Consider the following 13,545-nt stretch of genomic DNA (forward strand, 5'->3'; position numbering starts at 1 on the left):
GACCGGATTGAGCGGCGGTGCTGCATTTCCGCCGCACGGACGAAGCCCGCTTCCGCTTGCCGCGCAGGACGGATAGGCTGGCCGCGAAGGAACGGATCGGTTCATGGACCCGCAGCAAGCCCCGCGCCCCGCAACGCCGGTTCCGGACGCGATGGATCGCCTGGGACACCTGCTGATCCGCGCCTGCAACGGCGACGAGCTCGACCCGTTCTTCGTGAGGGGACACCCGAGCATGGAATCGACCGAGACCCGCGTCGTCCGCTCCTGCTTCTACTACTCGATCGTGATGACCCCGCGGGTCACCGCGCTGTTCGACAACGACGGGCGGGGAGGCATGTGCACGCTCGAGCCGTACGAGCTCTCCGGCCTCTGGAAGACCCCGGATCTGCTTTCGGCGCTCGGCGTGGCCTTCGAGGAGCTCAGGGACGGCACCGCCGCGTTCCTCGACCGGCCGCTGCCGCCCCCGTTCTGTCGCCCCAACATGGACTGGCCCCTCGACCTTCAGGGGCATGCGCCTGCGCCGGTCCCGAACGCCTGAGGAGGCCGCGCGATGCCCCACTACGATACCGACGACGCCATCTGGGCGCAGGTCCTGGTGCTGGCGGAAGCCTGCCAAGGCGAGTCCAATTCCTTCACGGTCGTGGAGCCCTTCCGAGAGGTCGACGCGGCTCGGCCGCTCTACGTGCTCATCCATCCGGGCGACACCGTGCAAACCAGGAGCGACGTGGCGGGCCATTCGGAGGCCGAGGCGATCCTCGGATACTCGGCCGAACGTCAGGAAATGATGGCCGACGACGTCGAGCGCCTGAAGAAGGCCGGCTGGGATTTCGTCGTCCTCCACCGTTTCTCCAGCAGCTACGGCTTCGGCACCTCGAACACGGTCGACTGGTTCGAGGATGCGATCGACGAGATGCACGAGCGCGGCGCGGTGCTTTTCGGAGATCAGCTGGAGGAGGCGGCCGCATGGCTGCTTTCGGAGGCCAGGGCCGTGGAACGACCGGCCGTCCTGCTCTCCGGATCGTGGTCCAGCGCGGACTACGGCTGCGTGGCCATCGTCGGCAGTCTGCTCGAACTTGCGGGCGCCCGCGTCCACCTCGCTCCTTCGGCATGCATCTCCCCCGACGGGAGCGGAGAGGAGTGGAAGCCCGAAGCCCCGACGCCATCGGTCGAGGACTTGGTCGCATACGGGACCTCCGCCACGCACGGTCCGCGGGCATGACGACGGACCCGACGGGTCACGATCGAGGCGCCGCCCGCATGCGTGAAACGACAAGACCTCGTGAACCACGCATGCGAGGCGTCCTGGAGGGGCGGTTGACATCGAAGGTACCGCCCTGGATGTTGTTTGGAACAGTTCCAGGGTGAGATCATGATCAGCGGCTCCGTCGTCATCGCCTTCATCGGCGGCTCCATCGCCGTCGGCGGCCTCATCGCCGGCCTCCGCATCCTCGCGGTCGGAGCCTCGGGCGTCATCGACCCGGTTCCCGCCCGCGTCCGGGTTCGTCCCGAGATCCGCGTCCTCAACTGATCGACGCGCAGACGGGCCGGCGCCGCATCTCCGTGGCGGCTTGCATGCGCTTGGGCTAACCCTGAGCGACGAGGGGTCGCCCGGAGCGGGAAAGCGCGATGAGATACGAGCAGCTTCGGACGGACCGCGGAACCTTCGAACTGGCGGTGCCGAACACCAGGACCGAAGGCGACGGCTTCTACGTCAGCTACAACTCGCAGGACACGGCCACCTACAGCTCCGACACGACCGCGCTGATCTTCGGCCAGATGCAGCGGTTCTTCATCCTCTCAGGGGACCACCGCGCCCAGTATGCCGAACTGGTCCCGAACGGGTTCGAGGCCTGCCTCGACTACTACAAGGCGAACCCGGATCAGGCCCACGAGCGCAGCGACGCCGTCGACGACATTCCCGGTTACGAACCCGCCGCGCGGGCGACGCCCGGCCCCTGATCTACGTCGCAGCCGAGAGGGAGGGACGTCGCCTCACGGCCACCCGGCCGGGAACCCCATGCGGGCCGCGATCGCGAGCATCGGCCCGACCGTGCCGCGGTAGGCCTCCACGAGACGCTCCCGATCGAGCAGGGCCTCGGGTTCGATCCTCAGGTCGCCGGCATACTCCTCGCCGAAGCGCCTCCAGCGTTTCGAGCCCATCGGGTCGAGGGCCACGATGGTCCGATGGTGCAGGTCGGCCAGGGCCTCGACGAAGACGGGTCTGGGCAGGCGGGCGCCCTTGCCGGAATTGGCGGCCCTCGCCATCGGCACGAGGTTCCAGATGCGGTCGTGCCCGACGAAGCTCCGCGGCAGGAAGTGGTCGAGGCTCAGGGACGACGGCGCGATCGCGCCGCCCGTGTAGATGCAGACCGGCGGCGCGACCGAGAGGGCTGCCCGGAAGAAGGCGTGCTGCGGCTCCAGGGAGACGCGGTCGGATGGCGGGCCGAGCTTCTCCATCGTCACCGGGACGTTGGGGTTCCGCGCCTGCACCCAGGACAGCCACTCGAAGTCCGACCATCCGGTCACGATCGGCAGGTTCGAGAGGATGTAGTCGCGCCAGACCGGATTGAGCCGGATGCCGTCGCCGGCGGCCGCGATGCCGTAGGGAAGCGCGCGGGCATCCATCAGGCGCAGGCTGTAGTCCTTCACGAACCGGTCGAACTGGCCGTCACCGACGTCCCCGTACGCGCCCTGGAGCCAGGGCTGCAGGAAGCGCTGGGGCACGTATCTCAACACCCCCCTCGATACCTGCCTGCCGAGCTGCGCGTGGGCGACCTCCCGGACCCGCCGCACGGTGAACACCTCGTCCGGATCGTCGCCGATCGCGTCCAGGAGGCGCGTGATCTGGTCGTTCACCCCGAGATTGCCGATCGACAGCCGGTACCGGCGCGCGGGCCACCATGCCGCTTCCGCCATCTCCGGCAGGAGGTCGGCGTACTGGATGCCGTCCCCGGCCCCTTTCGCGAGGCATGCCAGGATGGCGCGCAGGAAGAGGTGCTTGTAGGCCTGCGTCGTGTTACGGAAGACGCCCGCCAAGCGCTCGACCTCAAGGCCTTCGTGGCGAGGTAATGCGGTCTTCATCGTGACGAACTCGGCGGTCCCCGCGACCGTATCGGCCGCCTTTCGGCGAGTCAAAGAAAGCACGGCTGCGGGAGGCGTCGGGCCCTCGGTCGGATCCCGCTGGATCGGTTGAGCCGGCCCCGATCCGGCGTTCACGATGCCGGAAGGAGTGGAAGCTCCTGGATCGTTAAACATCGATGCATCGCGTTGATCTCGAATTGAAGGTTGCCGGGCATCCTGGCCTCGACGCAAGGAACGACGACCGCATGTCCGACGAGCTGCGCAAGATCGACATCCCGAAGCGGGATCTTCCGAAGAAGTTCGTCGAAGCCCGTCGCAGGCGGAGCGGCAGCGCCTACGGCTGCGTGGTGTGCGACCTGCCCATCCCCGAACCCAAGTTCATGTGCCACGTCGTCGACGGCGGCGGCGCGGCTCTCCATGTCGGGGACGAGGACCGCTATGTTCCCGACGACGGCGATCTCGCGTTCCTTCCACTCGGAACCGATTGCCTTCGCCGGCATCCCGAATTGAAGCCCTACGCCCACAAGGTCGAGCCCGGGACGTTCGGCTGACCGTCCCCGCGCGTTCGGCCGTCCACGCATACCCTCTCGACCACCCCCAGGGAGCATCATGCCGAAGAACACCATGGTGATCGATGGCGAGACCTACGGCTGGGTTCGCCGACCGTCGCACCGGCGATCCGAACGCCGGGTCGAGATCTCCGTGAGCTGGTTCGTCGATCGCGATCCGGCGCGGCCCGTCGATATCGGCCGGCTGGTGCCGTGGAACGGCGGAGCCGGCTGGTCGGTGATCCCGCGTCTCGGAGGCCGCCGGCGGGCCGGCCGCGCGTCCATGGGCTACGCACGCATCCGGGAGAGCGGGATCCGCCATCTCGTCGCGTTGGCGCGGGCCGAGGATCGGCTGACCGTCCTCGAGAAGGTCGAGCTTCGGATCGTCCGGGATGGCCCCGAAGGAACTGTCGTCGACGACAGCCAGGGGTTGGTTCCTCTGCCCAAGGCAGCCTGAAGGAGATTCGGATATGCCCAAGCGGATGCGGCTGCGAGAGAGGATCGCCCTACGCCGAGCGCAGGCTGCCGAACGCCGTCGACCCCCGCCTCCGGCCGAGGCTCCGGTCGAGATCGCACTTCGGAAGGCCGGTTCCATCGGAGCCCTCGAGCGGCTTGCCGGCATCGGACCGGGGGTGGACGCGCGTCGCGAGTTCTGGAAGGCCTTCTCCCACCTGCCGGCCAACGAGTGCCTCGATGCCGGGTGTGGCGAACTCCGCCGCCGCGTCCGCGCGGCCGCCGAGGTCTGACGGGCCTCGCATATCCTGATGCATCTTTCCCGCAGATCGGTCAGTCTCGTCGGAGCGAAGGAAAGCAGCATGCCGAAAGCCGTGAAGAGCCAGGATCTGGACATGCGCGGGTTCGCCCTGGGCCTGTGGCCGGAGGGAGGCGACCGAGGCGTGGACGAGACCCGTCTCACCCCCGGTCCCAGGCGGCATGTGCTCGCCATGCAGGAGGCGGGCTGGCTGGAAAGGGACGACGGCAAGCTTCGGCTGAACGAGAAGGGCCGGGAAGCCGTCGCCGCCCTCCTGCCCGAGACGCTGCCCAAGCTCACCGATGCGCAGCACGACCTTCTCCTCGACGTCGTCGAAGGCCGGTCCGCCGGCTCGGATCTGGCCTATCCCCCGGTCATCAAGCTCCTCGCCTACGGCTTGGCGACCGCGAGGGCTCAGCGCTTCGCGGGCATCACGCTCAAGCCCACGGATCGGGCTCGGGAGTGGTACGCGTCTCTGGTGCCCGACCCCGTCGAGGACGCGCCGGGACAGTCGCCCCGAGCGCCATGAGGCCCATGGCGGCGAATGACGGCGCAGGCCGAAGCTCCCCTCAGTGCAAGGGAGCTTTGCTCATTTTACGGGGCGAGCTCCCCTCTTTTGGCCGGAAGCCGCTCACCTGCGGGGCGAAGCTCCCCTCCTTTGGCCCTGGAACCCACTCACCTGCGGGGCGAAGCTCCCCTCCTTTGGCCCTGGAACCCACGCACCGCAGCCGTCGACGGCCTCGGCCGAGCGAGGGTGGCATCGCCCGTCCATCCGGCGAGGCGTCAAATGCCCGGCTTCGGCCCCGTAAGCGACGGCTCGGCCGCGAAGGTCCTGCCGAACATCAAGACGATCGCCGGCTCCAGCTTGCCGGCCGCGGCTTCGCGCTCGATGATCTCCAGCGCCTCGGACACGGAGAACGCCTGTCGAGGCGGCCGGGGGCAGACCAGCGCCGCGAAGATGTCGCACACGGTGGCGAGCCTGACGAAGTCGCCGATCTGATCGCCCTTGAGGCCGTCCGGGTAGCCCGATCCGTCGAGCAGCTCGTGATGATGAAGAGCCACCTCCAGCATGGCCGGGTCCGTGACGCCGGAATCCTCCAGCATGGCGCGACCCAATCTCGGATGCGTGCGCACGATCGCCGCCTCGTGGGGCTCGAGGCGTCCAGGCTTCTTCAGGATGGAGACGGGGATCTTCGCCTTGCCGACGTCGTGCACCAGGGCGGCACGCACGAAGCGCAGACGATCGTCCGCCGCAAATCCGAGCGTCGACGAGAAGGCGGCCGCAAGGCCGCCGACCATCAGCGAGTGCTGGTACACGCGGTCATCGTACGCTCTGACCGCATCCAGCCAGTTGGAGATGCCGCCCTGCTCGATCGCCTCCAGCACGAGCCGGGTCCCGGCCTCGACCATCCGGGCGTCGATGGCCCGGTCCGCCTGCGCGGCCTCGAAGATGTTCGTGAGGGCTGCGCAGGCGCTCTGTGCGCCCAGCACCGCCGCCCGCAGCCGGCCGTCGAGCCGGTCGGGCCTTACAACGGACAGCTGCAGGAGACGGGCGGCGACGGCCGAAGCCTCGACGTCGACGCGGAAGAAAACGTTGCCCCCGATCGCCTGCGCCTGGATCCGGCTCAGACGGTCCTCGGCACGCATCACGACGAGCATCTGCGTTCCCGCCATGCACCTCGCCTTGAGGCTGCGCAGGTATATCGCGGCGGTCGGCACCTCGAAGCCGACGTCGGCGACGATGGCGAAGACGCCGTCGACGTCGGCGACCTCGTCCCCGGGCGCGTGGACGACGGATTCGAAATGGCGGCCGGCCGCCGCCGCGAAGGCTTCGCCATGGCTGGGCCGGTCCGATATGACGAGGACTTCCACTGCCATCCCCCGAGCGATTCCCCTGTCCGCCACGTCCGGGGCAGAACGCGCCTCCAAGCCTTGAAAGGCGATTAACGGCCGGCGACGTGCGCTCGCGTTCGGCCGTCCGTCCCAAAGGAGCGAACCTCCTCATTCGGGGGGTTGAAGGAACGACGCATTCGGAGGATCTTCGCCGCCATGTCGACCTCTCCTTCATCCATCGCCCTCCCGAAGCCCAGGCGCCTCCCGCTGGTTCTGCTGGCTGCGGCCGCCATGGCCGGAGCGTTCGCCCTTCTTCCTGGAGACCGACGCGACGCCGACGGCACCGTGCTGCGGTCCGGCGGCTCCTTCTTCCGATTCGAGGCCGCCTACATCGTCAAGAGGACCGGAGCGCCACTCACGTTCGACGTCGTCGTACCCTGTCAGCAGACCCTGAAAGCCTACGTGACGAAGGGCGGTTCGGTGACCGCCGCGGATTCCGCAACGGCCCCCTATCCCTGGTTGGCCGTGGCCGAGACGAAAGACGGAGCCGCCTTGGCGGTCGACGTCCCGAGATCCTGCGGAACGGAGCTGAGCACCCGCGCCGCCGGGGAGCGCCTCGTTCCGAGCGCCACGTGGTATGACAGCGTCGGCGACCTCGCCTCCGCCGCCGGAGCCGCCCGGGCCGTCGACTACGCGGCTCCCTCCTCGGAAGTGGAGTTCCTGAGCGCCTCCGTGGTCACGGCCTCCTTCTCCGACTACGCGGGACAGATCCGCAGGCAGTTGGCTGCCGGATCCGTGCAGGGAGCCGGGACCCCCTTCGGATTTTCGGAGGCCCAGGTCGCCGCCGGCATGCCGCCCAAAGCTAGGCGGCTTGAGGCGAGAGCCCAGTAGGATCCCGCGGCTCGGCTCCGCGAGAGCATCCCCGACCTGGGCCGAACCTCGAGCGGCCGAAACGCGGCCGCTCCCGGCGTGCCCGTCCGATGTCGGCATGCCTTCCCCAGGTGGTCTGCACACGCGAGCGACGAGGTGCGGCCCATCGCGAAAGGGCCAATCGGCACAGCCGTAAAGAAAAAGGCCGCCTTGCGGCGGCCTGAAGTCAAGGGAGGAAACGCCCAAGAGGGCTGCGGGACTGCGACGCCATCGCGATCCCGCTAGGCATGGATGACGCATCACAGCGAGCTGGGCCAGTATCATTGCTTCGTTAGAGCCTCATTCGACCAGCGTGTGGCGCAAATGTTTCATTCCTTCCTTGCAGCGAGACTTATGCGCTCCTTGCAGGCCTGTGCGGATCGGCTCCGTCCGGGTTAGGATGGGCCGCCATCGCCGGAGCGGATCCGATAATGAAGGTGCTCTCCTCCTTTCTGCTCGTCGCACAACTGGCAGCCCTCCCAGCCAGTGCCGCCGGCCGCCCGATCGACGGCAAATGGAGCGGAGGACCAGCCAGCTGTTCGCTGCCGTTCGCGATCTCGGGCAGAACCTACGTCGCACCGGGCGCAACGCCGAAAAGGGTCGTCAAGGTCGAGCGCAGCGGAGGTTGGTGGCGCATCGAGCTCGCCGACCGCTACGCCTTCGTCCTCATGAACGTGAAGCCTGCGACCATGACGTGGCATTCGCCTGCATCCGGCGACACGTTCGATCTGACGCGCTGCCACTGAAGCGAACTCGGGCGGCTTCGCTTCGAGCGCAGTGAACCGCAGGACCTGGCGACGCCGTCGGGACGGTTCGGCCGAAGACGGTTCGCGGCGGCCACTACGGCGTGGGCATCGTGATTGGGCTCGACGATCCGTGGGCCTGTAGGCCACCCGACTGCGGGGACAGATCGCCTAGGTCCGGACCGGAAGCCAAGGCAGTGCGTCGGCTCGGTCCCGCACGGACGCGACTGGACAGCTGTCCAGTTCCGCGACGACCTAGCCTCCCTCCGTGGACGCGCCGGCCCTCCGCGGTAGGAGAGGGACGGCGGCGCGGTTGCCGCCCGAATGGACCCGTCGACGATCCTCGTCGAATCTCGCCGTCGGGGTTCGCCTAGCCCGCGAATCGCCCGGGGCAAACGTTCCTCGAGGCCGAATCCAGACCTTGCCGCGTGAGCGCAGCGGACGAGAATGCGCCATCCGGTGGATGCAACGGCCAAGAATGTCGGTCAGGGCGAACTACGATCGGGACGGCGTCTACGTCTATCAGGCATTCGCCGAGGCTACCGCGCGCCATGCAGTGCGGAACCAGACGTTCGTGAGGGGATGCGGCTTCGCCTTCGACCGGATGTCGTGGCCGAAGCTGTCCTACGGCTGGATGGTCTACCGGTCCGGCTTCGCCCGCAAGTCCCGCCAGGAACGCGTCCTCGAGATCGCGACCACCCATGCGTTCATCGACGAGGTGCTCACCAGAGGCGCCTTCTCGTCCTTCGAGCAGAGCCGCATCGCGGACAAGCCGGCATGGCGGGCAGCCTTGTCCGTTGCCGACGTCGTTCTCCAATGGGATCCGGACCGCGACCACCTGCTGCGGCGGACCGGACACCGGACCCTCCAGTTCGGATTGCGTGGGAAGATGCTGCGTCGGTATGCCGAGTCCGGCATCACGCGGATCCGGGACATCACCGACGAGGTCCGGGAATCGGAGGAGGCGTACCTCTTCGAGCGGGACGTGGCGCCCCGGCGCATGGAAGTCGAGTATCCCCTATCGGTCGAAGCCCGGGCGAACCTCGGGGTCTGATGTCGTCCCGACCACGGGACTGTCCGCCCCCGGCCGGGAGCGATCGGGACGGGAGCCGACCTGCCAACTCTGACAGGTGCTTCGCGGCAACGGACGATGTAGGGTTGTGCGATGCACAAGATCCTTGCCGCGGCCTGCCTGATGCCCGTCCTCGCAGGCCCAACGATCGCTCGCGCGGATTGCGCAGGCGATCACGCGAGGTCCTGCTACGCGATCGAGAGCACGCGGCCGGCATCGGGTCGCGGCGGCCTTTCCGCTTCGGAGTACTGCGCGGCCGAGGGCGTCGCGAGATGCCAAGGCGGCCGCACCTCTCCGCTCGGCACAGCACCGAGCCGCGGCGCCCAAGTGGGCGAAGTCGATCGCGCGCTGGACTATCTGACCCGCCGCAGGGCACAGGACCCGGTGCTCGCCGACGCCGACGTCCGGGCCTGCTCCGTTCCCGGCCAGGACGTCGGGGCGACGCTCAACTGCATGATGCGGCGCGAGCACGACCGGTCGGCCGCGCAGTTTCGCAACACCGCGCCGGCAACGCCGGCGCCGGCTCCCGTCGCGCCGGCCAAGGCGGCCGAGGAGTCCGTCAAGGAGGGGGAGGGTACGACCGTGATCGCCGTCGGGGGCGGCATGCTGCGGATCGTGACCGGCGATCCCGAGGGCACGAAGTCGACCATCCGCTACAACGACAACCTCATCCGGGAATTCTCCGGCGTCTACCTCGGCATCCGCGCGGTCGTCGCCCTGGACTTCGGGGCGGATACGGTACTCGTCTACTCCACGAACCCCGGGGGCTCCGGCACGCCCGACGGCTTCGGCCTCGTGTCGATCGGGCCCAGGGGCCGCATCTTCGAGGCCGACCTCCCCGTCGGCAGCGGCCAGTTCGAGTACCGCGTGGCGCAGGACCGGATCTCGTTCGAGCTAGGCCTCGACCAGGGGCGGGAGGTGCGAGCCGTCTACGCCAACGGCCGCTTGGACGTGACCCGGACGGCCGCGCCTAAGACGGGGCTCAAGGCCCAGGATTGCGACTTCCTCTACAACGACGTCCTGACCGAATGCGCCGATGCCCGACAGACCGTCTGCCGCTACGACGACATGCAGATCAGCATGGCGTCGCAGCGGCCGGTGAACATGATGGCCGCGGACGACCCGAACTTCCGCCGCCAGGACTTCGAGGCGGCTTGCGAGCAGTCCTGCAAAGTCAAGCGGAAGCCCGCCTATGCGCCGTTCCGCAAGGCGGTCTGCCAGCCGAAGTGACGGGCCCTCGACGGGCCGCGACTGCCGGCAGATCGTCGAGGCGCGTCGTGTGGCGCGGCGAGCGCATCTCGGAATTCGTCGACCAAGTTCGGTCCCGCTCGAGGGTGGCCGCGGCCGACATCACCGCTCCCCGACCGAAGCTTTGGTTGCACGCGTCGATGGCTTCCGCTTCGGCTTGTTGGACCGTCTTCCTCGCCGGACCGTTCCGGCAGGTGTTCGGCTGGCCGTCACGCAGCCTCAGGCCACCGCGACCGGCAGTTCGCTGACCTGCGTGGTGTAGCGCGGCGTGCGCATCTCGAACTTCGTGTTCCAGTCCCGCTTCTCCAACACGCCGGCGCGGGCCGGCACGACGGCGCCCGCGCCCCAGCGCGCATTGCAGGCGTCGATCGCCGCCATCAGCGGACCGGAGCGCTCCCGGTCCATCTGCCCGATCAGCGCCCGCGGGCTGTCCTCCATCCGCATCAGGTCGGTGGTGATCACGCCGGCCTTGCTGTAGCGCCATGGCCGCTCGCCCGACTCGCGCCAGGTCTTGGCGACGCCGAGCAGAGCCGCCTTGATCAGCGCCAGCGTGTCGCTCGTCGCCTCCGGCAGCGTCACTGTGGTGGACACCGATCGCATCGGATCGCCCCGGTCGTGCTCGCTGGTGTGGTAGAAGACGCTGACGTGGTTGGTGGCGAGCCCACCGCGGCGCAGCTTCTCGCCGAGCCGCGTCGCGTGCGCCGAGACCGCCTGCTCCAGCTCGGCCCGGTCGGTGATCCGGCGGGAGAACGATCGGGTGACCGCGCAGCCCTTGCGCTGGGCCGGCATCAGCTCCAGCGGCAGGCAGGCCAGCCCACGCAGCTCGTGGATGATGCGCTCGCCCACCACCGTCATCGCCTTGCGCACCGGTCGTGGGTCGAGGTCGCGTAGGTCCGCCACGGTGTCGACGCCGAGCGCCTCGAGCTTCGCGAGCGAGGCGCGGCCGATGCCCCAGACCTCCGCCACCGAGATGCGGCAGAGCCAGTGGTCGTAGGCCACCGGGTCTGTCAGGTCGCAGACGCCGTCGAGGTCCGGCACCGTCTTGGCGATGTGGTTGGCGAGCTTGGCGAGCGTCTTGGTCGGGCCGATGCCGACGCAGGTCGGGATGCCGGTCCAAGCGCGCACGGTAGCGCGCAGGTCCCGGGCGAGCTCGACGCGCCGGTCCGCTTGCACGTCCGAAAGGTCGAGGAAGCTCTCGTCGATCGAGTAGATCTCCACCTTCGGCGAGAAGTCCCGGTAGACCGCGTTCGTGCGGGCGCTCATGTCGCCGTAGAGGGTGTAGTTCGAGGAGAACACCCGCACGCCCTGGCTGCGGCACATCTCCCGGATCTTGAAGAACGGGTCGCCCATCTTGATCCCGAGCGCCTTCGCCTCGGCCGTGCGGGCGATGGCGCAGCCGTCGTTGTTCGAGAGCACGATGACCGGCACGCCCGCGAGCTTCGGATCGAACACACGCTCGCACGAGCAGTAGAAGCTGTTGCCGTCGATCAGCGCGAGCGCCCGGCTCATCGGCCGAACTGCCCGCGGACGAGGTGCCAGCGGATCGTGAAGCGCACCACGCCCCAGATCGCGGCCTCCTCGAGATCCTCGACCGCGAAGGCCGGCAGGTCCGGATTGTCGAAGGCGAGCCGCGCGCGGTTGCCCTCGATGACGAGCCGCTTGATCGACATCTGCCCGTTGACGACGGCCACCACCACGCAGTCGTGCCCGGCCTTCAGGCTGCGATCGACGCAGGCGAGATCCCGGTCGAAGATGCCGGCGCCGCGCATCGACTCGCCGCTGATCTGCCAGAGGAAGGTCGCGGGCGGGTTCGGCACCAGCCAGCGCGGCAGCTCCAGCGCGCCCTCCAGGAAGTCGTCGGCGGGGGAGGGAAAACCCGCGCAGAGACGCTGCCCCAGCAACGGCACGCGCACCGTCGAAAGGCCGCCCTCTGGCAGTTCCGCGACCCGGTGCAGGCTCATGGGCGCTCGTCCGGCGTGAAACCGCCGCCGCGCACGTAGCCGCACGAGATCAGTCGATCCCGGCGCAGTCTCCGTCGTTCGGCCTCGTCGAGGTCGTAGAGAGCGCCCGCTTCCGCATGGACGAGCGCCGCCCACGCATCGCCGCCCGTCGCGCGCAGGTAGACCTCGGCTATGCGCACGGCCTCGGGAATCCGCTCATCCACAGCCTGCCGATGCATCCGCGCTTCTCACCTGCTAGAACGCATAGGGAACAAACACGGCGGACGGCGACGGCACAATCCTGGCGCATCGGGTTTTCGCGCGGGTTGTGAGCGTCTGTGGACAGCAAGGCGGAAGACGAATGCGGCCGGGCACTTACCGATTCCATTGCACCGACGGCGAGCACGCGGTGCTCGATCCCCGTGGCCGGTACCTACGAGCGCGCGACGACCTACGGGCGGAGGCCGCACGCGCCGCACATGCCATCATGGAGCGGGTCGCGGGTCGCCTCGACTGGTCGGCCTGGATCGTCGACGTGCACGACGCCTCCGGCCGCCACGTGCTGACGCTGCCCTTCGACGACGCGGACGCGCCGACCCTGCGGGCGGCCTGAGAGAAGAGATCCGAACATGGCCCTGAAGACGAGTTTCATGGTGCAGACCTTCAGCATCCACCGGAAGCGCTTGAAACCCGACCGGCCGGAGCTCGCCTCGACCGAGAGCGGCGCGCTGAAGAAGGCGGAGGCCATGGCCGCGCGCATGCCCGGCACCGCCGCGATCCGGATCGTGGCCGACGACGAAACGGGGGAGCTGGAGAGTGCGACCATCCTCGGTCAGTTCGGCGAGGTGCCGGACGACTTCGCCGAGAGCCTGCATGGCTGAGCGCGTCGTGGCGGAGCCGGATGAAGGGCGGCGCGCGCTCGCCGCGGGCTATCTGCATGGCCGCACGCTTGAAGAGGCGCTGGCCGCATGGCGCTCGGACTACGATGCGCCGACCTACCGTGAGCGGAGGACGAGGCTCGCCCGTCTTGGGACGATGATCCGACGGCTCGCGGCCGAGGCGGAGGCGCGGGCTGATGCTGTAGCCGACGTCTCCAGCCAGCGGCAGCGCGCGCGTACCGGCGGACGTCCGGCCGAACTACCGGGCCGCCAGAGTTAGGAAGCCCGGCCGCCACGATGTGATGGCTATGATCCGCGTAGACGGAGGAGAACCGGCCATAGCGCCGTTCCGCATTCCATGTCCGTCAGGCGCGCGAGGCGGTCGAGGCAGCGCCGCGCGATGCCGGCAGTGGCGGGCCAAGCCAGGACCACTGCGTATTCCGACGAAGCCGGCCGGGGATTCCGATTTGAAGCCGGCCGTCATTCCGAGGCGAAGCCGGCCACCGTTCCGATCTGAAGCCGGCCGGTGGCGGAGGCGCTCC

Annotated in this window: 20 protein-coding genes; 14 read left to right on the forward strand and 6 right to left on the reverse strand. The window is 68.7% G+C overall.

The window, feature by feature from the left end:
* The first annotated feature begins 103 nt into the window (after positions 1 to 103).
* The 4 genes from MFF56_RS25740 to MFF56_RS25755 all read left to right on the forward strand — a co-directional run bounded on the left by MFF56_RS25740 (position 104) and on the right by MFF56_RS25755 (position 1,959).
* Positions 104 to 538, forward strand: coding sequence for a hypothetical protein (locus tag MFF56_RS25740; protein WP_238231642.1), 435 nt, complete (start codon positions 104 to 106; stop codon positions 536 to 538).
* A gap of 12 nt (positions 539 to 550) precedes the next feature.
* Positions 551 to 1,219, forward strand: coding sequence for a hypothetical protein (locus MFF56_RS25745; RefSeq protein WP_238231644.1), 669 nt, complete (start codon positions 551 to 553; stop codon positions 1,217 to 1,219).
* Between the two features lie 150 nt (positions 1,220 to 1,369).
* Positions 1,370 to 1,528: a hypothetical protein gene (locus MFF56_RS25750; protein WP_238231646.1), complete on the forward strand. Its 159-nt coding sequence runs from the start codon at positions 1,370 to 1,372 to the stop codon at positions 1,526 to 1,528.
* Positions 1,529 to 1,626: 98 nt separating this feature from the next.
* Positions 1,627 to 1,959 (forward strand): hypothetical protein, encoded by a 333-nt coding sequence (locus tag MFF56_RS25755; protein WP_238231649.1) that lies wholly within the window; start codon positions 1,627 to 1,629, stop codon positions 1,957 to 1,959.
* 33 nt (positions 1,960 to 1,992) lie between these two features.
* On the opposite strand, the gene MFF56_RS25760 is transcribed toward MFF56_RS25755, so the two are convergent.
* Positions 1,993 to 3,081, reverse strand: a complete 1,089-nt coding sequence (locus MFF56_RS25760) for an HNH endonuclease domain-containing protein (RefSeq protein WP_238231651.1) — start codon at positions 3,079 to 3,081, stop codon at positions 1,993 to 1,995.
* Positions 3,082 to 3,326: 245 nt separating this feature from the next.
* On the opposite strand from MFF56_RS25760, the gene MFF56_RS25765 reads away from it, so the two are divergent.
* The 3 genes from MFF56_RS25765 to MFF56_RS25775 all read left to right on the forward strand — a co-directional run bounded on the left by MFF56_RS25765 (position 3,327) and on the right by MFF56_RS25775 (position 4,909).
* Positions 3,327 to 3,632, forward strand: coding sequence for a hypothetical protein (locus tag MFF56_RS25765; RefSeq protein ID WP_238231654.1), 306 nt, complete (start codon positions 3,327 to 3,329; stop codon positions 3,630 to 3,632).
* Positions 3,633 to 3,690: 58 nt separating this feature from the next.
* Positions 3,691 to 4,086 carry a hypothetical protein gene (locus tag MFF56_RS25770; RefSeq protein ID WP_238231657.1) on the forward strand — a complete coding sequence of 132 codons (396 nt, stop codon included), beginning with the start codon at positions 3,691 to 3,693 and terminating at the stop codon, positions 4,084 to 4,086.
* Positions 4,087 to 4,444: 358 nt separating this feature from the next.
* On the forward strand, positions 4,445 to 4,909 hold the full coding sequence (locus tag MFF56_RS25775) for a hypothetical protein (protein WP_238231659.1): 465 nt from the start codon (positions 4,445 to 4,447) through the stop codon (positions 4,907 to 4,909).
* Positions 4,910 to 5,163: 254 nt separating this feature from the next.
* Here MFF56_RS25775 and MFF56_RS25780 read toward each other — a convergent pair whose 3' ends face one another.
* Positions 5,164 to 6,258, reverse strand: a complete 1,095-nt coding sequence (locus MFF56_RS25780) for an HD-GYP domain-containing protein (protein WP_238231661.1) — start codon at positions 6,256 to 6,258, stop codon at positions 5,164 to 5,166.
* 246 nt (positions 6,259 to 6,504) lie between these two features.
* On the opposite strand from MFF56_RS25780, the gene MFF56_RS25785 reads away from it, so the two are divergent.
* The 4 genes from MFF56_RS25785 (at position 6,505) to MFF56_RS25800 (ending at position 10,167) form a co-directional block, all read left to right on the forward strand.
* Positions 6,505 to 7,104 carry a hypothetical protein gene (locus MFF56_RS25785; RefSeq protein ID WP_238231663.1) on the forward strand — a complete coding sequence of 200 codons (600 nt, stop codon included), beginning with the start codon at positions 6,505 to 6,507 and terminating at the stop codon, positions 7,102 to 7,104.
* Between the two features lie 449 nt (positions 7,105 to 7,553).
* Entirely contained in the window at positions 7,554 to 7,868 is a 315-nt protein-coding gene (locus tag MFF56_RS25790) for a hypothetical protein (protein WP_238231665.1), read from the forward strand.
* Positions 7,869 to 8,343: 475 nt separating this feature from the next.
* On the forward strand, positions 8,344 to 8,919 hold the full coding sequence (locus MFF56_RS25795) for a DUF4291 family protein (RefSeq protein ID WP_238231667.1): 576 nt from the start codon (positions 8,344 to 8,346) through the stop codon (positions 8,917 to 8,919).
* Between the two features lie 345 nt (positions 8,920 to 9,264).
* Positions 9,265 to 10,167, forward strand: a complete 903-nt coding sequence (locus MFF56_RS25800; protein WP_238231670.1) for a hypothetical protein — start codon at positions 9,265 to 9,267, stop codon at positions 10,165 to 10,167.
* On the opposite strand, the gene MFF56_RS32170 is transcribed toward MFF56_RS25800, so the two are convergent.
* Genes MFF56_RS32170 through MFF56_RS25820 form a run of 4 tightly spaced genes read right to left on the reverse strand, consistent with a single transcriptional unit; the run spans position 10,112 to position 12,364 of the window.
* On the reverse strand, positions 10,112 to 10,480 hold the full coding sequence (locus tag MFF56_RS32170) for a DUF4113 domain-containing protein (protein ID WP_283207445.1): 369 nt from the start codon (positions 10,478 to 10,480) through the stop codon (positions 10,112 to 10,114). The two genes, MFF56_RS25800 and MFF56_RS32170, sit on opposite strands and share 56 nt — an antisense overlap.
* Positions 10,405 to 11,694, reverse strand: coding sequence for a Y-family DNA polymerase (locus tag MFF56_RS25810; RefSeq protein WP_238231673.1), 1,290 nt, complete (start codon positions 11,692 to 11,694; stop codon positions 10,405 to 10,407). The genes MFF56_RS32170 and MFF56_RS25810 overlap by 76 nt, the downstream gene beginning before the upstream one ends.
* Positions 11,691 to 12,146 (reverse strand): LexA family protein, encoded by a 456-nt coding sequence (locus tag MFF56_RS25815; protein WP_238231674.1) that lies wholly within the window; start codon positions 12,144 to 12,146, stop codon positions 11,691 to 11,693. The genes MFF56_RS25810 and MFF56_RS25815 overlap by 4 nt, the downstream gene beginning before the upstream one ends.
* Entirely contained in the window at positions 12,143 to 12,364 is a 222-nt protein-coding gene (locus MFF56_RS25820) for a hypothetical protein (protein WP_238231676.1), read from the reverse strand. The genes MFF56_RS25815 and MFF56_RS25820 overlap by 4 nt, the downstream gene beginning before the upstream one ends.
* 122 nt (positions 12,365 to 12,486) lie before the next feature.
* Here MFF56_RS25820 and MFF56_RS25825 point away from each other — a divergent pair, with 122 nt between their 5' ends.
* The 3 genes from MFF56_RS25825 to MFF56_RS25835 are packed head-to-tail and all read left to right on the forward strand — an operon-like array spanning position 12,487 to position 13,283.
* Positions 12,487 to 12,738, forward strand: a complete 252-nt coding sequence (locus tag MFF56_RS25825) for a DUF6894 family protein (protein WP_373324176.1) — start codon at positions 12,487 to 12,489, stop codon at positions 12,736 to 12,738.
* A gap of 16 nt (positions 12,739 to 12,754) precedes the next feature.
* Complete coding sequence (locus MFF56_RS25830) at positions 12,755 to 13,006, forward strand: hypothetical protein (protein ID WP_238231681.1); 252 nt, start codon at positions 12,755 to 12,757, stop codon at positions 13,004 to 13,006.
* Positions 12,999 to 13,283: a hypothetical protein gene (locus MFF56_RS25835; protein WP_238231683.1), complete on the forward strand. Its 285-nt coding sequence runs from the start codon at positions 12,999 to 13,001 to the stop codon at positions 13,281 to 13,283. Before MFF56_RS25830 ends, MFF56_RS25835 begins: the two co-directional genes overlap by 8 nt.
* Positions 13,284 to 13,545: the final 262 nt, after the last annotated feature.

Origin of the sequence: Methylobacterium hispanicum (assembly GCF_022179285.1) — a bacterium.
Classification (GTDB): Bacteria; Pseudomonadota; Alphaproteobacteria; order Rhizobiales; family Beijerinckiaceae; genus Methylobacterium; species Methylobacterium hispanicum.